This is a genomic window from Pseudomonas sp. WJP1, from assembly GCF_028471945.1.
GTDB lineage: Bacteria > Pseudomonadota > Gammaproteobacteria > Pseudomonadales > Pseudomonadaceae > Aquipseudomonas.
Map to the genome: position 1 here is coordinate 2,022,378 of NZ_CP110128.1, position 24,737 is coordinate 2,047,114.

21 protein-coding genes and 1 pseudogene are annotated in these 24,737 nt (G+C 62.0%); 11 read left to right on the forward strand and 11 right to left on the reverse strand.

Annotated elements, in window-relative coordinates:
• The first annotated feature begins 330 nt into the window (after positions 1-330).
• From OH720_RS09205 to hemB, 3 genes are all read left to right on the forward strand, one after another.
• A complete protein-coding gene (locus OH720_RS09205; protein WP_272605324.1) occupies positions 331-1,044 on the forward strand; it encodes a glutathione binding-like protein in 714 nt (237 codons plus the stop codon).
• Between the two features lie 18 nt (positions 1,045-1,062).
• Positions 1,063-1,905: a PhzF family phenazine biosynthesis protein gene (locus tag OH720_RS09210; protein ID WP_272605325.1), complete on the forward strand. Its 843-nt coding sequence runs from the start codon at positions 1,063-1,065 to the stop codon at positions 1,903-1,905.
• Between the two features lie 136 nt (positions 1,906-2,041).
• A complete protein-coding gene (hemB, locus tag OH720_RS09215) occupies positions 2,042-3,016 on the forward strand; it encodes a porphobilinogen synthase (protein WP_180204961.1) in 975 nt (324 codons plus the stop codon).
• A 571-nt stretch (positions 3,017-3,587) separates the two neighbouring features.
• Here hemB and OH720_RS31675 read toward each other — a convergent pair.
• The 3 genes and pseudogenes from OH720_RS31675 to OH720_RS09225 form a co-directional block, all read right to left on the reverse strand.
• A pseudogene (locus OH720_RS31675) lies at positions 3,588-3,674 on the reverse strand (outer membrane lipoprotein carrier protein LolA); the annotation flags it as partial.
• Between the two features lie 91 nt (positions 3,675-3,765).
• Complete coding sequence (locus OH720_RS09220; protein WP_272605326.1) at positions 3,766-5,301, reverse strand: FAD-dependent oxidoreductase; 1,536 nt, start codon at positions 5,299-5,301, stop codon at positions 3,766-3,768.
• 85 nt (positions 5,302-5,386) lie between these two features.
• Positions 5,387-7,591, reverse strand: a complete 2,205-nt coding sequence (locus tag OH720_RS09225; RefSeq protein WP_272605327.1) for a TonB-dependent receptor — start codon at positions 7,589-7,591, stop codon at positions 5,387-5,389.
• Positions 7,592-7,868: 277 nt separating this feature from the next.
• Between OH720_RS09225 and OH720_RS09230 the strand changes: the two genes are divergently transcribed.
• Positions 7,869-8,954, forward strand: a complete 1,086-nt coding sequence (locus OH720_RS09230; protein ID WP_272605328.1) for a DUF1615 domain-containing protein — start codon at positions 7,869-7,871, stop codon at positions 8,952-8,954.
• Between the two features lie 76 nt (positions 8,955-9,030).
• Here OH720_RS09230 and OH720_RS09235 read toward each other — a convergent pair whose 3' ends face one another.
• On the reverse strand, positions 9,031-9,510 hold the full coding sequence (locus tag OH720_RS09235; protein ID WP_272605329.1) for a hypothetical protein: 480 nt from the start codon (positions 9,508-9,510) through the stop codon (positions 9,031-9,033).
• 224 nt (positions 9,511-9,734) lie between these two features.
• Here OH720_RS09235 and OH720_RS09240 point away from each other — a divergent pair, with 224 nt between their 5' ends.
• Positions 9,735-10,358: a glutathione S-transferase N-terminal domain-containing protein gene (locus tag OH720_RS09240; protein WP_180204956.1), complete on the forward strand. Its 624-nt coding sequence runs from the start codon at positions 9,735-9,737 to the stop codon at positions 10,356-10,358.
• A 121-nt stretch (positions 10,359-10,479) separates the two neighbouring features.
• Here OH720_RS09240 and OH720_RS09245 read toward each other — a convergent pair whose 3' ends face one another.
• Complete coding sequence (locus OH720_RS09245; protein WP_272605330.1) at positions 10,480-10,920, reverse strand: CBS domain-containing protein; 441 nt, start codon at positions 10,918-10,920, stop codon at positions 10,480-10,482.
• A 323-nt stretch (positions 10,921-11,243) separates the two neighbouring features.
• Here OH720_RS09245 and OH720_RS09250 point away from each other — a divergent pair, with 323 nt between their 5' ends.
• Complete coding sequence (locus OH720_RS09250) at positions 11,244-13,604, forward strand: DNA polymerase II (protein WP_272605331.1); 2,361 nt, start codon at positions 11,244-11,246, stop codon at positions 13,602-13,604.
• Here OH720_RS09250 and OH720_RS09255 read toward each other — a convergent pair.
• The 3 genes from OH720_RS09255 to OH720_RS09265 are packed head-to-tail and all read right to left on the reverse strand — an operon-like array spanning position 13,569 to position 15,197.
• Complete coding sequence (locus tag OH720_RS09255; protein ID WP_008054690.1) at positions 13,569-14,039, reverse strand: DUF1810 domain-containing protein; 471 nt, start codon at positions 14,037-14,039, stop codon at positions 13,569-13,571. The genes OH720_RS09250 and OH720_RS09255 overlap by 36 nt on opposite strands.
• Positions 14,040-14,066: 27 nt before the next feature.
• Positions 14,067-14,888, reverse strand: coding sequence for an aldo/keto reductase (locus OH720_RS09260; protein WP_272605332.1), 822 nt, complete (start codon positions 14,886-14,888; stop codon positions 14,067-14,069).
• 3 nt (positions 14,889-14,891) lie between these two features.
• A complete protein-coding gene (locus OH720_RS09265; protein WP_272605333.1) occupies positions 14,892-15,197 on the reverse strand; it encodes a hypothetical protein in 306 nt (101 codons plus the stop codon).
• On the opposite strand from OH720_RS09265, the gene OH720_RS09270 reads away from it, so the two are divergent.
• Both OH720_RS09270 and OH720_RS09275 read left to right on the forward strand, forming a co-directional pair.
• Positions 15,196-15,936 (forward strand): hypothetical protein, encoded by a 741-nt coding sequence (locus tag OH720_RS09270; RefSeq protein ID WP_272605334.1) that lies wholly within the window; start codon positions 15,196-15,198, stop codon positions 15,934-15,936. The two genes, OH720_RS09265 and OH720_RS09270, sit on opposite strands and share 2 nt — an antisense overlap.
• A gap of 243 nt (positions 15,937-16,179) precedes the next feature.
• The gene (locus OH720_RS09275) at positions 16,180-16,965 is read left to right on the forward strand and encodes a sulfite exporter TauE/SafE family protein (protein ID WP_272605335.1); all 786 of its coding nucleotides are present in this window, start codon (positions 16,180-16,182) and stop codon (positions 16,963-16,965) included.
• A gap of 7 nt (positions 16,966-16,972) precedes the next feature.
• Here the strand turns inward: OH720_RS09275 and OH720_RS09280 are convergent, their stop codons facing one another.
• From OH720_RS09280 to speF, 3 genes are read right to left on the reverse strand one after another with little or no spacing between them, the layout of a single operon-like run.
• Positions 16,973-17,878, reverse strand: a complete 906-nt coding sequence (locus tag OH720_RS09280; RefSeq protein ID WP_272605336.1) for an amino acid ABC transporter substrate-binding protein — start codon at positions 17,876-17,878, stop codon at positions 16,973-16,975.
• A gap of 48 nt (positions 17,879-17,926) precedes the next feature.
• A complete protein-coding gene (gene potE / locus OH720_RS09285; RefSeq protein WP_272605337.1) occupies positions 17,927-19,267 on the reverse strand; it encodes a putrescine-ornithine antiporter in 1,341 nt (446 codons plus the stop codon).
• 33 nt (positions 19,268-19,300) lie between these two features.
• Entirely contained in the window at positions 19,301-21,487 is a 2,187-nt protein-coding gene (gene speF, locus OH720_RS09290; RefSeq protein ID WP_272605338.1) for an ornithine decarboxylase SpeF, read from the reverse strand.
• 314 nt (positions 21,488-21,801) lie between these two features.
• Here speF and OH720_RS09295 point away from each other — a divergent pair, with 314 nt between their 5' ends.
• The 3 genes from OH720_RS09295 to OH720_RS09305 all read left to right on the forward strand — a co-directional run bounded on the left by OH720_RS09295 (position 21,802) and on the right by OH720_RS09305 (position 24,730).
• A complete protein-coding gene (locus tag OH720_RS09295; protein WP_272605339.1) occupies positions 21,802-22,551 on the forward strand; it encodes a tetratricopeptide repeat protein in 750 nt (249 codons plus the stop codon).
• Positions 22,552-22,627: 76 nt separating this feature from the next.
• Entirely contained in the window at positions 22,628-23,521 is an 894-nt protein-coding gene (locus OH720_RS09300; RefSeq protein WP_272605340.1) for a LysR family transcriptional regulator, read from the forward strand.
• Positions 23,522-23,755: 234 nt separating this feature from the next.
• Entirely contained in the window at positions 23,756-24,730 is a 975-nt protein-coding gene (locus OH720_RS09305; RefSeq protein ID WP_272605341.1) for a hydroxyacid dehydrogenase, read from the forward strand.
• The last annotated feature ends 7 nt before the right edge of the window (positions 24,731-24,737 follow it).

Sequence of the window (24,737 nt, forward strand, 5' to 3'; positions counted from 1 at the left end):
GCTGACAAACCTTTGCACCGCGACTTTCCTGCGTCGGGTGTTTTCCATGTCGTGGAGCCGTTCCGTATCAAAAGGACGTAACTCAGAGTCCTCTGAAGCCCATTTGGTTCGATTCCGGCCGAGAGCGCGCACTTTACCGGTAACCTTTAGCGGGTTGGAGCAAAGGTTATCGACAGGATGTTGCGAAATTATGGACACCCTACACCAGGCGGCAGGCAAGCACAGTGATCTCGCTTGATCATGACCATCAGCGATATTCATGGCGCCACACACCGCAGCCCGGCTCATCTCCATTATGATCGGCAGTCTCAATTTCTCGTGGAGGCTCCCATGACCGATTTGTCTGCGTTCCCCATCACCCGCAAATGGCCGGCCCGGTACCCGGAGTGGATTCAGCTGTACTCCTTGCCAACCCCCAACGGCGTCAAGGTCTCGATCATGCTTGAAGAGATCGGCCTGCCCTACGAGCCCCATCGCGTCGGCTTCGACACCAACGACCAGATGTCGCCCGAGTTCCTGTCGCTGAACCCCAACAACAAGATCCCGGCCATTCTCGATCCCCACGGACCGGACGGCCAGCCGCTGGCGCTGTTCGAGTCCGGGGCGATCCTGATCTACCTCGCCGACAAGAGCGGGCAATTGCTCGCCCAGGAAACGGCAGCGCGCTACGAGACTATCCAGTGGCTGATGTTTCAGATGGGTGGCATCGGCCCGATGTTCGGCCAGTTGGGTTTCTTCAATAAATTCGCCGGCAAGGACTACGAAGACAAGCGTCCGCGTGACCGCTACGTCGAGGAAAGCCGACGCCTGCTCAGCGTCCTCGATGCACGCCTGCAAGGGCGCGAATGGATCATGGGCGAGCGCTATACCATCGCCGATATCGCGACCTTCCCGTGGGTGCGCAACCTGATCGGTTTCTATGAAGCCGGCGACCTGGTTGGCATCCAGAATTTCCCCAACGTCACGCGGGTGCTGGAGAAATTCCTGGCGCGGCCGGCGGTGAAGCGTGGGCTGGAAATTCCCAAGCCAAACGATTCGATCTGATCAGCACCAGGGACGGCCATGCATACATTCAATTTCAAGCAAGTCGATGTCTTCAGTCGCGCGGCGCTCAAAGGCAATCCGCTGGCGGTAGTGTTTGGCGCCGACAAGCTGAGCGATGAGCGCATGGCGGCGTTCGCGACCTGGACCAATCTCAGCGAAACCACGTTCATTCTCGAGCCGCAGGATCCCCGTGCCGACTATCGGGTGCGAATCTTCACGACCCTCAAGGAATTGCCGTTCGCCGGGCATCCAACGTTGGGCACTTGCCATGCCTGGCTTGAAGCCGGCGGTGTGCCCAAGGGCGAAGAGATCATCCAGGAGTGCGGTGTCGGCCTGGTGCGGGTCCGTCGACAGGGCGCGGAGCTGGCGTTTCTCGCTCCGCCACTGCTCAGGACCGGGCCGGTGGATGCCAGTCTGATGGCGCGCGTGCGGTTGGGCCTGGGGCTGGAACCTGAGGCGATTGTCCGCGCGCAGTGGGTCGATAACGGTGCGGGCTGGTTGGCGGTGATGCTCGCGGATCGCCAGCAAGTGCTGGATTTGCAACCGGATCATTCGCAGATGCTCGGCCTCGCCGTGGGTGTCATCGCGCCGTGGCATCCGGAACGCGATGGCGATGACGCGCAGTTCGAAGTCCGGGCCTTCATTTCCGGTGACGGCATGCCTGAAGATCCGGCCACGGGCAGCCTCAACGCCGGGATTGCCCAATGGCTGCTCGGCGAAGGGCTGGCGCCTTCTCGCTATGTGGTCAGCCAGGGCCTGACCATGGGTCGTGCCGGGCGCATCCAGGTGGAACAGGTGGGGGATGACATCTGGATCGGCGGGGCGGTGGTGACCTGTATCGACGGTACGCTGAGCCTTTGAGACCTTTTTGGCAGCGATTATTGCCGACGCCGCAAGGGTCATTCCTCCCGGGCGATTTGTGCCCTGCGCCTTGCAGGGCATAAGCTTCGCTCCCTCTACGACTTTTATCTTGTTTCCCGTTTTTTGAGGCATCTCCATGTCCAGTCAGTTCCCCGAAGCACGCCCACGCCGTCTGCGCCGCAATGCAAGCCTGCGCAGTCTGTTCCAGGAAACCGAATTCAGCTTGAATGACCTGGTACTGCCGATTTTCGTCGAAGAAGAAATCGACGATTTCGTACCGATCAAGAGCATGCCCGGGGTGATGCGCATTCCGGAATCGAAACTGGCGGGGGAGATCGAGCGTTATGCCCGCGCCGGGATCAAGTCGGTGATGACCTTTGGCGTGTCCCATCACCTGGACAGCAACGGCAGCGACACCTGGAACGACAACGGCCTGGTCTCGCGCATGTCGCGCATCGCCAAGGATGCCGTGCCGGAAATGATCGTCATGTCCGACACCTGTTTTTGTGAGTACACCGACCACGGGCATTGCGGCGTGATGCACAACCACGAGGTCGATAACGACCAGACCCTGCTCAACCTCGGTAAACAGGCGGTGGCTGCTGCCCGTGCCGGTGCTGACGTGATTGCCCCATCGGCGGCGATGGACGGGCAGGTCCAGGCCATTCGCCGGGCGCTCGATGCCGCCGGCTTCACCCAGACGGCGATCATGGCCTATTCGACCAAGTTCGCCTCGGCACTCTATGGTCCGTTCCGCGAAGCCGGCGGCAGCGCGCTCAAGGGCGACCGCAAAAGCTACCAGATGAACCCGATGAATCGCCGTGAAGCGGTGCGTGAGTCGCTGCTGGACGAACAGGAAGGCGCCGACGCGCTGATGGTCAAGCCGGCCGGTGCGTACCTGGACATCATCCGCGACATTCGCGAAGCGTCGCGCCTGCCTTTGTCGGCGTATCAGGTGAGCGGGGAGTACGCGATGATCAAGTTCGCCGCCCAGGCCGGGGCCATCGATGAGGATCGCGTGGTGCGCGAAAGCCTCGGCGCTATCAAGCGGGCGGGGGCCGACCTGATTTTCACGTATTTTGCGATGGACCTGGCGCAGGCAGGGATCTGAAAAAAACTGCCGGCAGAGAACGATGACGCGGTCTAATACAGGGTACATATCCATTGCTGCGGTAACGGCCACTTATGGTTTCGCTCTTACAGCGACTCACTTTTTCAAACGCCAAAAAGTAAGCAAAAGGCTTTGCCCCACCACTTGGTGCCTCGCTTAGGCTCGGCATGCCCTCTCTCCGGCATTGCTCCGTGGGTCGCCGCGATGGGCCATCCCTGGCCCAGCGCGGCTAAACCGGCGTCCTGCCGGTTTCCCCACTGCGCAATGCCTGCGTTCGGCCATCGTGGTTAACGGGGCACCCAGATCAAAAACAAAAGCGAGGCGGCCTGACAGCCGACCTGACTTTTGCAAGTACCCCAACCCCCTGTAGGAGCCAGGCTTGCCGGCGAAGAACGATAACGCGGCACAACAGACACACCGCAGCGCCTGGTTCGCCGGCAAGCCTGGCTTCTACAAGAGGAATGCGTACGGCTGCCGATCAGGTCGGCTGTCAGGCCGCCTCGCTTTTGCGTTTGATCTTGATCTGGCTTTTGATTTTCTTGCCCCATCGAGAGGCCGAGTGGAGGTTCTCTGTAGGAGCGAGCCTGCTCGCGAAAAACCTGAGAGCACCGCGGGGTGTCAGGCTCCCCGTGTCATCGTTGACCTCCATCGCGAGCATGCTCGCTCCTACAGTAAGGGCGAAACCCTAGGTGGCCGTTACCGCAGCAACGGATATACACCCAATCCAAATAGCCCCTCCCAAACTAAAATCAGGGCGCACCAAAATACGGCCGGATCCCGCGATCGCGAAAATACCGTTCGATGACCTTCGGGTCCGAGCAGGTTTCGGCAATCGCCACATACGTATCCGGCCGTAGCAGGTAGAACCCGCTACGCCCAAGACCGGCCGCTTCGAATGCCGGGCGCCAGCCGAATACATGCAACGGCAGATGGTGTTCGTGGCACCAGTCGATCATCTCGTCGCTGGTGTCGCCATACACATGCACCTGCCAGGTCGGGCATTTGAGCGATTCGAAATTGTCCCCTTCGCCGTCGTGCGCCCAGGGCAGGCGGTCGCCGCCATGCACGCGTCCGGCAACGCCTGCGCTCAAGGGCATCGAGCGGTAGTTGAGGGTGATTTGCGACACCGTGCGGAACAGGAACTCACGGGTGGTCTCAAACGAGGCCATTTTCGGAATCAGGAAGGGCGCCAGCCGCGTGCGCAACACATCCGCCATGGGCCCGTCGGCGGTGACGAAGGTGAACACCCGGTCGGTGGTGGCGACCAGTTTGCGGGCGAAGGCGATGCGTTCGGTTTCATAGGTGTCGAGCAGTTTCGCCTCGGCGGCGCCGCTCAGGACCGCCGCGAGTTTCCAGGCCAGGTTGATGGCATCGCCAATCCCGGTGTTCATGCCCTGGCCCCCGGCAGGGCTGTGCACATGGGCGGCGTCGCCCAACAGGAAGGCGCGGGCGCTGCGAAAGTGATCCGCCACCCGATGATGCACGCGGTAGGTCGAGAACCAGTTCAGTTGTTCGACCTTGACCTGCATATGCTCGATGGCCCGACTGCTCACGTCATCGAATTGCAGGGTTTGCGCCTGTTCGGCGCGTTCGTCGCGCACGGTGCCGATCAGCCGCGCGCGACCGCTGCCGGCCAGCGGGAAAACCGCGAGGAAATCCGCCTCATCAAGATCCACATGCAGCTCGCCATTGAACGCCGGGCCGCTGGCCTGCACGTCGGCGACGTAGAAAATCTGCTGGTACGTGCCGCCTGGAAAGCCGGTGTCCAGGGTCTTGCGCACGATCGAACGGGCGCCGTCGCAACCGGCCAGGTAGCAGGCCTGACAGTTTTCCTGCTGGCCGTCGGGCAGGCGCAGCGTGGCGCTGATGCCGTCAGCGGTTTGCTCGAAAGCTTCGAGCTCGGTGTTGCGCTCCACCGTGATGCCGAAGGTTTGCAGGCGGTCGATCAGCAGCCGTTCGTGTTCGTCCTGCGGGTAGATTTCGAGGAAGGCGTAGGGCGTCAGGCCCTCGCCGACGCGGCTCAACGGCAGGCGCGCCACGGGCTGGCCTTTCACCCAGAAATTGGCGGCCGCGACCCGATGACCGTCGCGCACGATGGCGTCGGCCAGGTCCAACTGGCGATACAGCTCCAGCGTGCGCGCCTGCACCGCCAGTGCCCGTGAAGTGGTACCCGGTGCAGAAGTCTTGTCGACGATCCGCACGCGCACCCCCAGTTTGCTCAGCCATAGCGCCAGGACCAGCCCCGTCGGGCCGGCGCCGATGATCAACACATCGCTGCGCTGCATGAACCCGTCCTCTTGCCGTGTGCAGCAAGTATGGTCCAGCCTTGCGCAGCGGCCTGGCTGGCCGCTGAATGGATGCAGGCCGAAATCAGAAGTCGATGGTCCCCGACAGCTTGGCCACCCGTGGCTCGCCCTGGGTCAGGAAGCCACCCTGGGCCGATTCCCAGTACTTCTTGTTGGCCACGTTTTCGACGCCAAAACGCAAGGTCACGTCCTTTTCCTGCACCTTGAAGGCGTAGCGGGCACCGGCATCGAAGCGGTTCCAGGCCGGCAGGCTGAGGTTGTTCGCCGCATCGGCGTATTGTCCACCGGTGCGCAGCATCCGACCGTTCAACGCTACGCCCGGAAGGCCCGGTACGTCCCAATCGACGCTGGCATTGAACTGGAAGGTCGGCACGCCGATGGCCCGGTTACCGTCGTTGAGACCGCCCTGGGTTTTCTTCAGTTCGGTGTCCATCACCGTCACCCCGCTGAGCAGGCGCAGGCCATCGAGGGGTTCGCCGAAGACGTTGAGCTCCACGCCTTTGTTGACCTGCTCACCCTTGTGCACGAAGCGCGCGGTGCTGGCGTCGATGACTTCGGTGTAGCCATCGGCCGGTTGTTCGATGCGATACACGCCCAGGGTCGCGCCATAGGTGCCCATGTCGACTTTCACACCGGCCTCGATCTGTTTGGAGCGGGCCGGGGCAAAGACTTCGCCGCCGTTGACCACCACGCGCGAGCCGGCGGTGTTGGGCGCCGTCGGGCCTTCGGCCAGGCCTTCGATACGGTTGGCATAGAACGATACGTGATCCCACGGCTTGAACACGATGCCGTACACCGGGGTGGTGATCGATTCGTCGTAGTTGGAGGTGCGGGTTCCAGTGCCATAGGCATAACCCTGAACCACCAGTTGCTGGCGACGCACGCCGACGGTGACCAGCAGGCGATCATCGAAAAAGCCCAGGGTGTCGGACACCGCGCCGCTGCGCACGAAGGTTTTACCGGTGATGCCCGGGTCGTGCAGGTCGCCGCCGGAGAAACCGCCCTGGGGCGCCGGCACGTCGACCGGGTGGTAGATGTTGTTCGGGTATCGGGTCAGGTCGAAATCGAAGGCGTTGCGTTGCTGGGTCCAGATCCCGGCCAGGCCGAAGTTGAGTTGGTGACTGACCGGGCCGGTGGTGAATTTGCCGTTGAGGCCGGCCATGGCGCTGCTGTTGTCCTCGTCATGGGGAATGAACGAGCCGGTGGTCACGGAGCTGCCATCGTTGCCGACCAGGGTCGTGCCGTCGTAGTTGCCGACTTCACGGGTGTGCTTGGCACCGGCCGCGGCGTAGGCGGTCCAGCTGTCGTTGAGGTCGTACTCGGCGCGGAGCATGCCGAAGGTATCTTCGATCTGGCTGAAGCCCCATTTCTGCGCATAGTTGGTGTCGGCCGATGGGGCGTCCGGGATGTGCGTGGCAGTGCCGAGGTTTACCGAACTGCGCCCACCGTTGATGCGCTCCTTGGAATAGATGAAGTCGCCGGAAACGCGCAGGGCATCGCCGCGGTAGTCGAGGCCGATGGCGAACAGCTTGGAACGCTGGTTTTCATCGTCTATGGCGGTGTCGCCTTCGCGCTGGGACAGGTTGATCCGCGCGCCGAAGCGGTTGTCCTCGCCGAAGCGCTGGCCGACGTCCAGGTGTTCGCCGATACGCCCCTCATCACTGATGTCGGTGGTGAAGCGGCGCAACGGCGCATCAGCGGCGCGCTTGGGTTGCAGATTGACGCCACCGCCGATGCCGGAACCGCTCGGGGTCACGCCATTGATGAAGGCGTTCGGGCCCTTGAACACTTCGACCCGCTCCAGGGCATCGGTGGAAATGATCTGCCTGGGCAAAATGCCGTACAGGCCATTGAAGGAGATGTCGTCCCCGTTGAGCGGCAGCCCGCGGATCATGAAGGTCTGGGCCTGGTTGGAAAACCCCGAGGCCTGGCGCACCGATGAGTCGTTGAGCAGCACATCACCCACGGTTTCGGCTTGCTGGTCGCGGATCAGTTCTTCGGTGTAGGCGGTGACGCTGAACGGCACGTCCATGATGTCCTGGTTGCCCAGCACCCCCAGTTGCCCACCGCGCGCGACCTGGCCGCCAGCGTACACCGGGGGCAGGTCCGACGGTGAGGGGGCCTGGGCATTGACGTTGACGTTGTCCAGCACCAGTGGGGTCGAGTTGGTGGGCGCGGGCGTCGCGGCGTGGGCCGTGACGGACAATGAGCACAGCAAGGCCAGTAGCGTCGGCCGATAGGGTATGCCGGTTCGGGCTGGAGTCATCATGGTGGGTTCCTGGGCGGCGCCGCCGCAAATAAAAAGGTATGACGGCGCGGAACTCCTTGCGCAAATGCGACTCCAGGTGCGAATGATAGGAGTTCGCAGTCATGTTGCGCAATCAGTTTGTATTACGCTGTGCAGGTAATAACCCCGGGAGAAAAAACCGTAGCGGCCAGCGATTTTCACGGGCGCCTGAGGAACAGCCGGGTTCGCGCCCGGTCATAGCCTGCGCGATGTCATTGGTCGTATGGTTAACCCGGTTCAACGAACGCCCTGGAGCAACATGCAAGCCCATCGATTGATCATGAGCATCGCCGCGTTACTGGTGCTGGCCGGTTGCAGCAGCCAGCGGCCCCAGGAACCCGCGGCGCGCAAGCCCGCCGAGGTCAAGGCGCAGATCGTGCGCCTGCTACCGGCCAAGACCGTCGACCGCCAGGGCTGGGCCACGGACATCTATGCCGCGTTCGCCGCGCAGAACATTGCACCGACCACGCAAAACCTCTGTTCGGTGCTGGCGGTCACCGAGCAGGAGTCGACCTTCCAGGTGGACCCCGGCGTGCCGGGGCTGGGCAAGATCGCCCGGGACGAGATCGATCGCCGGGCGGCCAAGGCGCATATCCCGGAACTGTTGGTCAGCGGTGCACTGCGGGTGAATTCGCCCAACGGCAAGACCTACAGCGACCGGCTCAATGCGGCGCGCAGCGAAAAGGAGCTGAGCGCGATTTTCGATGACTTCATCGGCATGGTGCCCATGGGCAAGACCCTGTTCGCCGGCTTCAACCCGGTGCACACCGGCGGGCCGATGCAGGTCAGCATCGACTTTGCCGAACAGCAGGCCAAAAGCTATCCGTATCCGGTGGACGGTTCGATACGGCGTGAAGTCTTTACCCGCCGCGGCGGCATGTACTTCGGCATCGCGCACCTGCTCGGTTATCCGGTGAGCTACAAGCAGCCGCTGTACCGCTTCGCCGATTTCAACGCCGGTTGGTACGCCAGTCGTAACGCCGCTTTCCAGAACGCCGTGAGCCGGGCCTCGGGCATCCCGCTGGCGCTGGATGGCGACCTGGTTCGCTACGGTTCGATCATGCCCGGCACCACGGAACGTGCGGTGCGCACCCTGGGCAAACAGCTGGGCATGCGCAATCCGACGATCAGGGATCAACTGGAGGAGGGCAACACCCTGGCGTTCGAGGACAGCGAACTCTATCAGCGGGTCTTCGCCTTGGCCGAACAGGCCGAAGGTCGTTCCCTGCCGCGCGCGGTATTGCCGGGGATCGTGCTGCAAAGCCCGAAAATCACCCGCAAGCTCACCACCGCCTGGTTTGCCAAACGGGTCGACGAGCGTTATCAGCGCTGCATGGCGCGTTGAGCAGACCCGGAATAAATGCATGAAAAAGCCCGGCTGATCAGGCCGGGCTTTTTGTGGGTGCGGTGAAGCGATAGGGTCAGGCGACGGTGTTGCCTTGCAGGCGGTCGGAGCCATCGGCGGCAACAGTGTTGCCTTGCAGGCGGTCAGAGCCATCGGCAGCGACGGTGTTGCCTTGCAGGCGATCCGAGCCATCGGCAGCGACGGTGTTGCCTTGCAGGCGGTCGGAGCCATCGGCGGCGACGGTGTTGCCTTGCAGGCGGTCGGAGCCATCGGCAGCGACAGTGTTGCCTTGCAGACGGTCGGAGCCATCGGCGGCGACGGTGTTGCCTTGCAGGCGGTCAGAGCCGTCGGCGGCGACGGTGTTGTCTTGCAAGCGATCCGAACCATCTGCGGCGACGCGATTCTCGATCAGGCGATCCGAACCACCCTCGGCCACCCGGCTTTCAATCAGACGATCCGAGCCACCTTCAGCCACGACAGGCTGAACAGAGGTAGCGGCAAAAGCGTTAACTGCGAAAACCGAGAAAGCGATGCTGAGGAGGGTTTGGCGTTTCATGATCGTGTGCTCCGGGGTGTTGTTGGTTGGTATGGAGCTGATGTTACGCCGTGCAGTTTTTAAGAGAACTTCATTGACGTGATGGTGAACATCGACGTTATTGATAGGGGCGCGGCGATACCGTTCGTGGGCGTGATGTTGCAGTCGTCGGACGTTCGGGCCGTGGTCGATGGCGCCTTCTACACTGGTTAGCTGGTGCTGATCGCGGCCAACAGGAGGTGTGTATGTATCAACTCTACGGGCATCAGAACTCGGGCGCGGCCGCGATCGAGGCGGCACTGGAGCTGTGTGAGATCGCCTATCGCTTCATCGATGTCGAGACTTCCCCGGAGGCCGCCCAGGCACTGGAGAAACTCAATCCGCTCAAGCAGATCCCCACGCTGCAACTGCCCAACGGCGGCATCCTCACCGAGAGCGCGGCGATCCTGATCCATCTTGGGTTGACGTTTCCCCAGTCGAACCTGTTGCCGGCTGACCCTGCCGACCGTGACCAGGCCATTCGCGGCCTGGCGTTCATCGTCAGCAATTGTTATGCGGCCATCGGCATCATCGATTACCCGGAGCGCTGGCTGGCCAGTGCGGATGAGTCGTCGCGGCAAAACCTCATGGCCGGTGCCCGGCAGCGTCTTCACTGGAGTTGGGAAGTGTTTGCCGATCAGTTTTCCGCCGAGTTGTATCTGGGGGACGAGACACCGGGCGCGCTGGATGTGCTGGCGGCGGTGATCACGCGGTGGGCGGGCAGCCGCGAACATTTACGCCGCACCCGGCCGGGCTTTTCCGCCTGGCTGGAAAGGATTGACCGGCATCCGACGCTGGCGCCGGTGTTTGCCCGGCATTGGCCGTCGTAGGTACGTCAAAAACCTTGTAGGAGCCAGGCTTGCCGGCGAAGAACGATGACGCGGTGTGTCTGTAAAACCGCGTCATCGTTCTTCGCCGGCAAGCCTGGCTCCTACAAGTACAGAGGGTGCATCATTCGCCGCGGATGTACTGCTCCAGCTGGCGAATCAGTTCGGCTTGCTCGGCGATGGCTTCCTTGACCAGGTCGCCGATCGACAGCAGGCCGATCAACTTGCCGTCTTCCACCACCGGCAGGTGGCGCAAGCGCCTGTCGGACATGATGCCCAGGCAGGTGTCGACGGTTTGATGAGTGTTCACGGTGATGACGGGCGATACCATGATGTCGCGTACCGGCGTGCCCACGGAGGAGCGGCCATGCAGCACCAGTTTGCGCGCGTAGTCGCGTTCACTGATGATGCCCAGCACCTCGTCATTTTCCACCACCAGCAAGGCACCGACGTTCTTTTCGGCCATCTTCATCAGCGCTTCGAGCACCATGTGATCAGGTTTGATCTGGTGCACTTCCTGATTCTTCTGATCTTTCATCTTGAGCAGTTGCGCGACGGTTTTCATGGCGGTTGTCCGGGTGTTGTCGTTGTCCTTGAAGAATCGTAGACCCAGGCGTTCAGGGCAAGGGCAAAAGCGGCAGATAGCACGCAAAAAACGTCATTCGGCGGATTTTCCCTGGTAAACCTCCTATTCCAGGTTGGCAAAAAAACGGTGGGAGCGAGCCTGCTCGCGAATTCGTCGTGTCAGTCGACATAAAGGGTGAATGTCAGTCCGCTATCGCGAGCAGGCTCGCTCCCACAGGGTTGATGTTGGCCAGAAACCTGCGCGCTATCGCCGTCGATGACGGGGTAGAATCACCCTCTGAATCAGCGTTGAGGTTTGCAGTGGTGGATTTACCGCAGGGCTTCGTCCTGACCCGGCATTGGCGCGACACTCCGGCGGGCACCGAAGTCGAGTTCTGGCTGGCGACCGATAGCGGTCCCCGGCGCATCCGCCTGCCTCATCAGCCGTCGGTGGCGTTCATCCCGGCAGACCAGCGCGAGCAAGCCGAGGCGCTGTTGCGCGACGAAAAAAACGTCGAGCTCAAGCCCTTGGCCCTGCAGGACTTCGACCATCGTCCGGTGCTCGGCCTGTATTGCCGGCAGCACGGGCAACTGATGCGCCTGGAAACCGCGCTGCGCAGGGCGGGCGTTGAGGTGTACGAGGCCGATGTGCGCCCGCCGGAGCGCTACATGATGGAGCGGTTCATCACCGCGCCCGTGCGCTTTGGCGGCACGTCGGGGGCCGAGGGCCTACTGCTCGATGCGCAGATGAAGCCCGACCCGGACTACCGCCCCAGCCTGAAACTGGTGTCCCTGGACATCGAAACCACCGCCCAGGCCGAACTGTATTCCATTGCCCTGGAAGGTTGCGGCGAGCGTCAGGTCTATATGCTCGGCCCGCCCAATGGCGACCACGGCGGGGTGGATTTCCAGCTCGAATACTGCGAGTCGCGAACCCAGCTGCTGAAAAAGCTCAATGAATGGTTCGCCCGCCACGACCCCGACGCCATCATCGGCTGGAACGTCGTGCAGTTCGACCTGCGGGTATTGCATGAACACGCCCGGCGCCTGGCCGTGCCGCTGAAGCTGGGGCGTGGCGGCGAGGAAATGCAATGGCGCGAACATGGTAGCGGTAACCATTACTTCGCATCCGCCGCCGGCCGGCTGATCATCGACGGCATCGAATCCCTGCGCTCGGCGACCTGGAGTTTCCCCTCGTTCAGCCTGGAAAACGTCGCGCAAACCCTGCTGGGCGAGGGCAAGTCGATTGATAACCCGTACCAGCGCATGGATGAAATCAACCGCATGTTCGCCGAGGACAAGCCGGCGCTGGCCAAATACAACCTCAAGGACTGCGAGCTGGTCACGCGGATCTTCGCCAAGACCGAACTGCTCAAGTTCCTGCTGGAACGGGCCAGTGTCACCGGGTTGCCGGCCGATCGCATGGGCGGTTCGGTGGCGGCGTTCACCCACCTCTACATGCCGCTGATGCACCGCCAGGGCTTCGTCGCGCCCAACCTGGGCAGCAAGCCGGCGCAAGCCAGCCCCGGCGGTTTTGTCATGGACTCGCAACCGGGGCTGTACGAATCGGTGCTGGTGTTCGACTACAAAAGCCTTTACCCGTCGATCATCCGCACCTTCCTCATTGACCCGGTGGGCCTGATCGAAGGGCTCAAGCACCCCGATGACCTGGATTCGGTGCCGGGTTTTCGCGGGGCGCGGTTTTCCCGCACCCGGCATTGCCTGCCCGCGATCGTCGCCCGGGTCGCCGAGGGCCGGGAAACCGCCAAGCGCGAGCACAACGCGCCACTGTCCCAGGCGCTGAAGATCATCATGAACGCCTTCTACGGTGTGCTCGGTTCCAGTGGGTGCCGCTTCTTCGACACGCGCCTGGCGTCATCGATTACCTTGCGTGGCCACGAGATCATGCTGCGCACTCGCAAGCTGATCGAAGCCCAGGGTCACACGGTGATCTACGGCGACACCGACTCGACCTTCGTCTGGCTGCGGCGCGCCCACGGCCAGCAGGAAGCCGCGCAGATCGGCCGCGCGCTGGTCGATCACGTCAACCAGTGGTGGCGCGAGCACGTGCGTGAAGAATATGGGTTGGAGAGCGTGCTGGAGCTGCAATTCGAAACCCACTACAAGCGCTTCCTCATGCCGACCATCCGCGGCGCGGAGGAGGGCAGCAAGAAGCGTTACGCGGGGTTGGTCACGCGCGCCGATGGCAGTGACGAAATGGTCTACAAGGGCCTGGAAACCGTGCGTACCGACTGGTCGCTGCTGGCCCGGCAGTTCCAGCAGGAGCTGTATTCGCTGATCTTCCACCGCAAGCCCTACCAGGACTACGTGCGCGAGTATGTGCGCAAGACCCTGGCCGGTGAGTTCGACGACCGCCTGATCTACCGCAAGCGCCTGCGCCGCACACTGGACGACTACCAGCGCAACGTCCCGCCCCATGTACGGGCGGCGCGAATTGCCGACGACTACAACGATCGCCAGGGCCGCCCGCGGCAGTACCAGAATGGCGGCTGGATCAGCTACGTGATCACCGTTGCCGGCCCCGAGCCGCTGGAAATCCGCAGCGCGCCGATCGATTACGACCACTACATCACCCGGCAACTGCAACCGGTGGCGGATGCCATCCTGCCGTTCGTCGATGACGACTTCTCAACCCTGGTGGGGGGGCAGTTGGGCCTGTTTTGAGTCCATCAGCGACAAGGTCCAGTCATCCACGATGCCGTGAAAGTACTGGTTCAAGGCTTGATGAAAGAGACTGTCGTCAGCCGCGACCTGGGCGAACAAGGTCATCGAGGAGCGAAATTTCAGGTCGTCGGGGTGGCCGAAAATCGCCGCCACCGAGCGTTGCTGGATGTTCAGCACCTGCTGGGTACAGGTCCTCAGCCGCACACCCAGCAGCGGATGTGCAAGATAGGCCTGTGCTTCTTCCCGGGAACGGATCGCGAAGCGTCGTGACATTTCGCTGTCACCCAGCCCGGCAAACTGCGGAAAAACGAACCACATCCAGTGACTGCGCTTGTGGCCGGCGTCCAGTTCAGCCTGGACCCGCTCGAACACCGGGTTCTGCGCCTGGACGAAGCGTTGCAGGTTGAAGACGTCCGGTTGATCGGTGCTTCTCATGTGGAAGCCCTCTGTCACCGCGATGGCTTAGACCATGGCCAACCGCTGCTTGCGTTTGGGCGCCTGAAACGCTTGGTCCAGCGCCTCCAGATCCCCAGCCTCCAACTTCAGTTGCGCCGCTTGCGCATTGAGTCGCACGTGTTCGGGGCGGACGGCCTTGGGGATGGCGATCACGCCGTCCTGGCGCAGCAGCCATGCCAGTGAAACCTGGGCCGGCGTGGCGTCGTGGCGGGCAGCTACTTGTTTGAGCGTAGCATTGGCCAGCATTTTCCCTGCCTGGCCGATCGGGCAGTAGGCCATGACCGGCATGCGCTGCTCCTTGCACCAGGGTAATAGATCAAATTCTATGCCACGTTCCTCCAGGTTGTAGAGCACTTGATTGGTGGCGCAGGCCGTTGCGTTCAGTTCGTGCAGGTCGTCGAGATCCAGGTTGGACACGCCCCAACGGCCGATCTTGCCGGCTTCACGCAGGCGTTCGAAGGCCTCCACCGTTTCTTCCAGGGGATACTGGCCACGCCAGTGCAACAGGTACAGGTCGATGGTATCGGTCTTCAACCGGCGCAGGCTGCGCTCGCACGCCTGGGGAATGCCCTGGCGGCTGGCGTTGTGCGGGTAGACCTTGCTGACGAGGAAGACCCGGTCGCGCAGGCCGGCGATGGCGTCACCCACCACGAGCTCGGCACCGCCTTCGCCGTACATTTCGGCGGTGTCGATCAAGGTCATGCCCAGTTCGATGCCCAGGCGTAGCGCGGCAACTTCCGCTTGATGGCGGGCGGGGTCCTCGCCCATTTGCCAGGTGCCCTGGCCGATGACGGGGACCTGGGTGCCGGCCAGTTGCTGGGTGCGCATGTTTTACTCCTTGTGGTCATTATTGCGGTTGGCATCAGGATAGTCCCTCGGGTTCCACCCTGACGGCCTGATGGCCGACCAGTCGCTCGCGGCTGCACCCGATCTACTGTAGGAGCCAGGCTTGCCGGCGAAAGCGTCCGAAAAACCAACGCAATGTTCAAGGACGCCTTCGCCGGCAAGCCAGCCCCTGCAACTGCCGGTGATCGATTCGTAACCCTCCCCACTGCACTTTTGCGCCACCAACGGCTCTATCCCTTGCCAGCCGACGGCGATCCCCACCGTCGGCCCATGCCCAAGTTCAATACCCATGGCTCGAGTTTCACCCCACATCAATCGCTCAATCCGCCTGCTGCTGGTCGGTCTGTCGTTGCTCTTGGCCAGTGGTTGCAGCCATCAGCCAGGCAACGACCTGTTCACCCAGATACGCGACGGCAAACCCCAGGAGTTCCTGCAGACCAGCGTCGACCGCATGGCCACGCTGACCATGCGTGACAACCTCGACAGCCTTTACCTGCTGATGGGCAAGCTGTACCTGCGCAACCCCGAGGAGTTGAAAAAATCCGGCTTCCTGGATGCCCGCACCGCGGGCAGACAGGTGCGCATGGCCATTGAGCAGCAAGAGCCGTTGCCCACGCTGGGGGGCAAGAAGGATCTGGCGGCATTGCGGTTTGCCATGAGCCCGGAGTTTCTCGGTGATCGGGTCGGTGCGTTCATCTATGCCATCGGCAGCATGCTGGTGACCGCCCATGGCAATCGCCTGGAGTTCTACATGACGGACGCGATCAACCCGACATTCGTCAGCAATGCTGCGCGCAACATCGAGATCGCCACCTGGATCCTCAGCCAGCGGCAGAACAAGGACGGCCAGCCCATGCTGTTCTCCAACGAAATCTCGGAGGAGGGCAGCAACCTGAGTTTTGCCGTGGAGTTCGGCAAGATCGTCGCACGGCTGGACCTGCTGACCCAGATGCTCGACGAGCGCTACCGGCGGATTGGCTTGAATTATGCGCAGAGCCTGCTGTTCCTGAATTTCCTGCCGGTGCAGTGACCTGCTTTTATTTGTAGGAGCCAGGCTTGCCGGCGAAGAACGATGACGCGGTGAAACAGATACACGGCGGCGCTTGGTTCGCGGGCAAGCCTCGCTCCTGCAGGCGAAGAACGATGACGCGGTGTGACAGATGCAGGGCAAGATGCAAACAGGGCATAAAGATAGATCGCATCGATATAACTGGTTATAAGAAATGTCGCTATGCTGCGGGCCAGTTATTCCCTGTGGTTTTTGGACGTATCAATGGATCTGTTGAATATCGGGTTGGTCGTGGCCGGGCTGGTGGTTGGCTTTATCGTCGGCATGACCGGCGTCGGTGGCGGGTCGTTGATGACGCCCATTCTGCTGTGGTTCGGCATCAACCCGGCCACCGCGGTCGGCACTGATCTGCTGTACGCGGCCATCACCAAGTCCAGTGGCGTGCTGGTGCACAGGAAAAACAACAACATCGACTGGTCGATTACCGGTTGGTTGACCCTCGGCAGCGTGCCGGCGGTAATGTTGACGTTGTGGTTCCTGAGCAGCCTGAACGAAGCGCCCGACGCGATGAACGCGATCATCAAACAGGCCTTGGGCTTCGTCCTGTTCGCCACCGCGTTGGCGATCCTGTTCAAGAAGCGCCTGCTCGATTTTGCCCACAAGCGCGCGGGCGGCAACTACAAGCCCAGCGGTGCGCGGCTGAATGTCCTGACCGTGATCACCGGTCTGGTCCTGGGCACCATGGTCGCACTGACCTCGATCGGCGCTGGCGCCCTGGGCACCGTGGCGTTGTTCATTCTTTATCCGTTGCTGCCGACCCGTCGCCTGGTCGGCACGGAAATCGCCCACGCCGTACCCCTGACCCTGGTCGCCGGCCTTGGCCATGCGAGCATGGGCAACATGGACTGGCACGTGCTCGGCTATTTGCTGGTTGGTTCGCTGCCGGGTATCTACCTGGGCAGCCACCTGACCGGGCGCATCTCCGATGAATGGCTGCGCCCTTGCCTGGCGACGATGCTGGTGTTGATCGGCTACAAGTTGGCGTTCTAAAAACTGTTCAAGGCAATGCATACACCCTGAACAGTTTTTTCATCGTCCCGTTGATCCCGCCCAGGTACTTGTCGTACCCCTGCTCAATGGCACCGGATCGATAAGCCTCGCTCAGCGCCGTATCGACCAGCAGGCGGAAGTCCTCGTCACCGCGTTCGACGATCATCGCCACCGGCGCGTACTCGAAGATGCGGTCCAGGACCATCAGGTCATTGTTGGCGCCGCCTTTTTCCACCTGGTTCTTCAGGAACATGCGCTCGGCGAAGAACGCATCGGCCTTGCGTGCGGCCACCAGCCCGGCCCCTTCTTCGGTATTGGCCACGGTCACCAGCGAAGCGATCACGCCGAGCATGCGCATCCGTTCGCGAATCCAGTCTTCGGTCACACCGCCCTCGATGGTGGCGTAGGTCTGGTTGGCCAGGCCGCGGTTGATCGTCGCCCGCCAGGTCGGGCCGGGGTTGGCCTCTTTACCATTGAGCGCGTTGAGCAGCGATTCGGCGGCATCCTTGCGCACCAGTACCGAGAGGCCGGCGGTGTACACCGGTATCGAGTAGCTGATGGTCTTGCGCCGTTCGAGGGTCGGTGGGGTAGGCGTGCAGAGGATGTCGACCTTGCCTAGCTTCACCGCGCTGGTCTCTTCGGCAACCGTGACGGGCTGGTAGCGCACCTGCAGGTTGGGCAGGTTGAGCTCGGTCTTGAGCTTGTCGGCGATCTTCAGGCACAGGTCGATGGCATAACCGCTGGCCTTGTCGCCTTGTGCAACGCTGAAGGGCGACAGGTCCGGCACGTAGCCCAGGGTGAAGGCATTGCTGGTGCGGATGCGCTCCAGGGTGTTGGCGCCCGCCACCAGCGGCAACGTGGTGAACACCAGGGCGAGCAGCAGGCGAGTGGTTTTAGCAAAGGGTGCGTTCATGTCCGGTTTCCCCGTGTACGGAGGTCTGTGCAGTCCTGGTTGCGATGCCTAAACATTGCCGGCCCTGGCTTGGGCGGCGGGTGGCACGTCGACGAAACGCTTGGCGAGGAAGCCATAGAGCAAGTAACCGACGGCAAGGACCAGCGTGCCGCCCATGACCGCATCCTTGCCGCAGGCATACAGGGCATACAAGGAGTAAGCCACCGCAATCAGCAACACCACCAGGTTACGCGTGTACACACTGGGCGCGACATTGGCCTTGTGCATGATCACCAGCAAGCCGGTCAGCGCCGTGATGTAAGGAATCAGGTTGGTCACTGCCGCCAGGCTGACCAGCTTGCTGAATTGCGCAGCGGCATCGGGTGAGATGGTCGACAGGGCCATGAGAGTCTGCAGCACGCCGCACACGATCATGCCGACGACGGGCGCATTGCTGGCGTTGACCTTGCTGAACAGCTTGAGGAACAGGTTCTGGTCGGCCGTCATCTTGGCGGTTTGTGCCAGGGTGAACTGCCAGCCCAGCAGCGAGCCGACACAGGCCATGACTGCCAGTGCCATGACGATGTTGCCCACCATCGGACTGAATATCTTGCTGTAGACCAGCGCGAAGGGCGCCGAGGAGTTGGCCAGTTCGGCATTGGGAACGATGCCCTGGATGACAGTGGTCGACAGCACGTAGACCGCGGCGGCACCCAGGGTGCCGAACAGGCAGGCCAGCGGCACGTTGCGCTTGGGGTTTTCCACGGCATCAGTAGCTTGGGCCGCCGACTCCATGCCCAGGAAGGCCCAGAGGGTCAGGGGTATGGCTTTGGAGATTGCTTCGGAAATTGGCAGGCTGTTCGGGTTCCAGGCGGCAGCCAGCACATCTGGCTTGAACCAGAACCAGCCGATGATGCTCAGGCCCGCTACCGGTATGATCACGCCCCACACCGTGATCGCCCCGATCTTGCCGGTAATGCCGGGGCCACCGAAGTTGGCGATGGTGGTCAACCAGATCAGGCCGATCGTGCCGATGCACAGCGGGATGGCGCCAGTACCCAGCCAGGGTACGAACGCGGTCATGTAGCCCACCGCCGAGATCGCCACGGCCACATTGGCGATCGCCAGTGACAGGAAATATAGATAGGAACAGAGGAAGAAGCCCGACTTCGCGTGAGCTTCTTCGGTGTAGGCGGACAAGCCACCAGAACGATTGCAGAACACCCCGCACTGGGCGAAGCAGTACGCGATGGCCATCGAGCCGATCGCCGTGAAAATCCACGACAACAGCGAGACTGCCCCGAGTTGGGCCATGTTGGTGGGCAGCATGATGATGCCTGACCCCATCATGTTGACCGTCACCAGCGTGGTGAGCCCCATCAGGCCCATTTTCTTGCTTGAATCAGCCATCGCACTCTCCTTGCCCTGTTCAAGTGTCGAGGATCAGGTCTTGAGCACATACCCATAGGCGCGAATACGGCCGCCTTGTTCTTTCAGGTACACGCCCTGCAGTTCCGGCGTGAACCCGGGCAAAGCGTTGATGCCTTCTTCCAGCGCCAGGAAGTACTTCAGTACCGCACCACCCCAGATTTCCCCCGGCACCACGCACAGGACACCCGGTGGGTAGGGCAGCGCGCCTTCGGCAGCGACACGGCCATCGGCATCGCTCAGCGCCACCAGCTCGACGTTGCCGCGGATGAATTCGATCTGCGCCTGTTGCGGGTTCATGGCTTTTTTCGGGAAGTGCTCCTTGCGGAACATGTCCTTCTGCAGTTGCTGCACGTTATGGCTGCGGTAGAGGTCGTGCATTTCCTGGCAGAGCTGGCGGATCCTGTAGTTGCGGTAGCGGTCTTCATGGCGTGCGTAGATGGCCGGCAGCACCCGGCTCATGGGCGCGTCATCGGCAAGAAATTGCTCGAAGCGGGCCAGTTGCGCGGCGAGGTGGCTCATCTTCGCCCAGTCTTCGGCGGGCGTGAGCAGGAACAGGATCGAGTTGAGGTCGCACTTCTCCGGGACGATGCCGTTCTGGCGCAGGAAGTTGGCCAGGATGCCGGCATGGATGCCGAAATCGGTGTAACTGCCGTCGATCGGGTCGATGCCGGGGGTGGTGAACAGCAGCTTGCAGGGGTCGATGAAGTACTGCTTGTCAGCATATCCGGGGAAGGCGTGCCAGCGATCCTTGGGGTGGAACTCGAAGAAGCGCAGGTCGTTGGCGATGGCGTCGGTGGGGTGGTCCTGCCATGGGCGGCCGTCGATGGTTTCCGGCACGAACGGACGCACCAGGGTGCAGGCCTCGAGGATCAGCTTGCGCGCGTTGATGCCAAATTTCACGCAGTCTTCCCACAGGCGCAAGCCACTGCGGCCGGCGTGGATACGTGCATTCACATCCAGCGAGGCGAACAGCGGGTAGAACGGGCTGGTGGAGGCCTGGGCCATGAACGCGTTGTTCAAGCGCGCGTGATTGCAGTAGCGCGCCTGGCCCTTGATGTGGCGGTCCTTCTTGTGGATCTGCGAGGCCTGGGAGAAGCCGGCCTGCTGTTTGTGCACCGATTGGGTGACGAAAATGCCCGGGTCGTCTTCACCCAGATCCAGCAGCATGGGCGAGCAATCCTTCATCATCGGGATGAACTGTTCATAGCCCACCCACGCCGAGTCGAACAGGATGTAGTCGCACAGCTTGCCGATGCGGTCGACCACCTGGCGCGCGTTGTAGATGGTGCCGTCATAGGTGCCCAACTGGATGATCGCCAGGCGAAACGGCCGTGGCAGCCGGGCCTTGTCCGGGGCGACTTCATTGACCAGTTCGCGCAGGTAGTTTTCCTCGAAGCAATGGGCGTCGATGCCACCGATGAAACCGTAGGGGTTGCGCGCTGTTTCCAGGTACACCGGCGTGGCACCGGCCTGGATCAACGCCCCCTGATGGTTGGATTTATGGTTGTTGCGATCGAACAGCACCAGGTCGCCAGGCGTCAGCAGCGCGTTGGTCACCACCTTGTTCGACGCCGATGTGCCGTTGAGCACGAAGTAGGTCTTGTCCGCGTTGAACACTGTGGCGGCATGCTTCTGCGCCAGCAGGGCCGGGCCTTCGTGGATCAGCAGGTCGCCGAGCTTGACATCGGCGTTGCACATGTCGGCGCGGAACAGGGTTTCACCGAAGAAATCGAAGAACTGGCGGCCGGCGGGGTGCTTGCGAAAGAACTGGCCGCCCTGGTGACCGGGGCAGGCGAAGGTCGCATTGGCGGCCTCGGTGTAGTGTTTGAGGGCGTCGAAGAAGGGCGGCAGCAAATTTTCTTCATAGGCCTTGGCGGCGGTTTCGAGCTGGTTGCCGTAGTACTCGGCGTTGTAGCTGGAGAGGTCAAACACACCGTTGACCAGCAGGATCACCTCGTGCAAACGCTTGTAGACATCCAGTGCACGATTGCCCGCGCCGCCGCGAGGCACCACCAGAAACAGCGGGATGTCGAAGCCAGTTCGTTGAATGGCATCCAGCGCGCCGCCCATCACATCGTCTACGGTCAGCACCGCAGCGGCGACGTCGGTAAAGTCAGTTTGATCCAGGGCAACAATCGGGCGGGAAGTCTGGAAACACTCCAGAACGGCATCGCTTGCAGCAACTTTCAAAACATTCATAACCAGTGGCTCCTGGTCTGTTTTGACGATGAGTTACCGGGTACAAACACCTGCACAGGTGCTTGGGACCGGGCGAGGTACAGTTGCCCATTGGGTATAGTTCAATTTTTTTAAAGTTGAAAATTTAATGCTTTTTAAAAAGGCAGGATTTGGCTGATCGAAGGGCAGCGGTCGGACATTGCCTGAAGTGGCCTTTGGCCGGGAACTTCAGGCTGTTGGCCAGGTCTGTATGGGCCCTGCATCGGAGATTCCGAGCAGTGCTGGTGGCCTGCTTTCATGGCGGTGCCGTCCGACATCAGCCGAGTCTGCCCCCGATGCCAACCCTGCGTTTTCTGCCTAGCCTCATCCTGGCGTGCTGCGCCGTCGCGTCGTTTTCCTCGGTGGCTGCCGAGCGACGAGCGCCCGCGCAAAGCAACAGCGCATCCACCACCCTGATCGAAACCGCCTCGCGCCAGTATGAAAATGGCCAGCTGGACCAGGCCGCTGCCACGCTCGAGCGTGCCCTGCATATCCAGCCGAACAATCCCGCGACCCTGCATTACCTCGGTGTACTGCGCCTGCAGCAGGGGCAGTACCAGCAGGCGGAAACCCTGGCGGCGCGCTCGAACCTGCGGGTTGGCAGCAACGTCGAATTGCGCAACCGCAACTTCCAGTTGATCCAGGCGGCGCAGCAGGCCCAGGCTTCGGGTACCCCACCCAAGGCCCAGGAGGACCTGGTCGCCGCACAGAAGGCCCGCGAAGCGGAGGCGCAAAGGCTCCGCGAAGCAGAACGGGCGGCGGCTGAACAATCCACTGCGCAGACGCAGCCCCTCGCTGGCAACTTCGCTCGCGTGGCGGATTCTGCGGCGACTACCAGAACGCAGCCCGAAGGACAATTTCAGGTGGCTTCCACCGCGGCAGAATCCGCGAACGATGAGATTGCGATTCCCCGCGGCCATTGGCCGCCGCCGGGTCAATGCCGCATCTGGTTCCCCGATCGCCCGCCTGGGCATCAGCCTCCTCCAGGCAGCTGCAAGAAGCTGCGAAAGCGGATTCCGGCAGGCGCCTTCCTGATGCAGGGCTGAACCTGCTGCCCCATGTTCCTGTTTGATGGGTTACCCTGCCCGCCACTCTGGGTTCGCGTGAGGGAACAGTGCCTCGATGAGCATCAATCTTCAGATACGTGATTTGGCGTACTTCATGAAAATCGCCGAGTTGGGCCACCTGGGACGAGCGGCGGAGGTGCTGCATGTTTCGCAGTCGGCGCTATCCAAATGCATTGATCGGCTGGAAGACGCCTACGGCGCCGAGCTGTTTGAGCGGGTAGGGCGCGGGATCAGGTTGACCAGCGCCGGTCAGTTGCTGTGCGAGCGCTCGCAGAAGGTTGAAAGATTGCTGGACGAAACCCGGCGTCAGACGGCCTCGATGGGCAAGGGCCTGGCGGGCGTCATTCGCGTCGGGGCGGCGGCTACCACGGCCGAATTCGTCTTGCCCAAGGCATGCCGCCTGCTTCAGGAACAAGCGCCTGCCGTGTTGCTTGAGATCCAGATCGGCATGAACGACGTGCTGCACGACTCCCTGCGCAAGGGCGCGCTCGACCTGGTGGTGGGGCCGTTGGGAACCCGTGATGAAGAACTGAGCGAACTGGCGATCCTGAATGACGAAGTGGTGGTGGTCGCAAGCGCTAATCACCCCTTGGCGGGCCGGCACGTACCGATGCAAGCGTTGTGCGAATACCGCTGGATTCTGTCGCCCACCTCGGTGGCGACGCGCCAATGGCTGGAAGCTGCGTTCAGCGCCAACGGCCTGCCGGCACCGGACGTCGCCATCGTGTCCAGCTCCCTGGCGTCGATGCGCAACCTGATCGCTGAAACCGGCCTGTTGAGTTTCGTTTCCCGGCGCAATCTGGCGAGCACCGGCGATGTGCTGATCGAAATCCCCAACGAAAAAACCACCATGCCTCGTCGTTTCGGTGTGATCCATCGCACCGATGCCTACCTGTCTCCCGCCACGCGGCGTTTTATCGACATCCTCCAGCAGCAGGGCGATGCTTGAACGTCCAATCAATACATTCTTCAGGGGAATGATTTGTTGAAAATTCGATAATAGATTCCAACAATCTGCACAGTGATACTGACGGCGTACTCCCCGGTGGGGGGCATAACAATAAAAGCCGGAGATCACTCCATGACGTTGTCCGCCTCATTTCTGCAGTGCCTTGCGCTTCAGGTTCCGCTGAATCCGCACGCCCCACCTATTTGCCCACCTCCCTCGCTGAAGGCTTGACTCATGCCCCATACCATTCTGGTCACGGCGCCGAAACTTTCGGCCGCCGGCCTTGATCTGCTGCACGCGCAACATTGCCGAGTACTGTTTGTCGCGCAAGGTCAAGGCGCCACGGAGATCGAACAGATCCTCGCCCGTGAGCCGGTCGATGCAGTGATTTCACGCACCCTGGACCTGACCGCCACGGCGATCGCCGCTTGCCCGACACTCAAGGTCATTTCCAAGCATGGCGTGGGTGTCAGCAACATCGACGTAGGTGCAGCCACCGCACGCGGCATTCCGGTGTACGTGACGCCCGGCGCCAATGCGCAATCGGTCACCGAACTGACCCTGGCGCTGATGTTCGCCGCTGCGCGCCGGGTGAGCTGGATGGACCAGGAGCTGCGCGACGGGCGTTGGTCCCGTGCACAAGATGGCCTGGAGTTGAGCGGCCGGACATTAGGGCTGGTCGGCTTTGGCCAGGTGGCGCGGCGCGTATCGCTGGCCTGCCAGGCGATTGGCATGAGTGTGCTGGTCTTTGATCCGCTGCTACCCGCAGACAGCGATCTGCAAGGTGCCGAACGCGTCGAATCGCTGCAGCAACTGCTGCCCCGCAGCCAGGTGTTGAGCCTGCATGTACCGCTCACGGAAAAAACCCGTGGGTTCATCGGTGCCGAGCAGCTGGCGTTGCTGCCCCGGGACGCACTACTGATCAATACCGCGCGCGGCGAAGTGATCGACGAGTCGGCGCTGATCGACGCGCTGCGTGAGCGCCGTCTTTACGCCGCCGGGCTCGACACCATGGCCATCGAGCCGCTGCCCGCCGACAGCCCGCTGCTCAGCCTGGACAACGTCGTGCTGACGCCCCACGTCGGCGGCTCGACCCCGGCTGCGCTGGCCGCCATGGCGGCAGGTGCTGCACGCAATGTGCTCGGCTATCTCAACGGCGCATCGGTATCGGCGTCTGCCTGCGTCAATCCGACTGTGCTCTGCAACTGATCAGGAG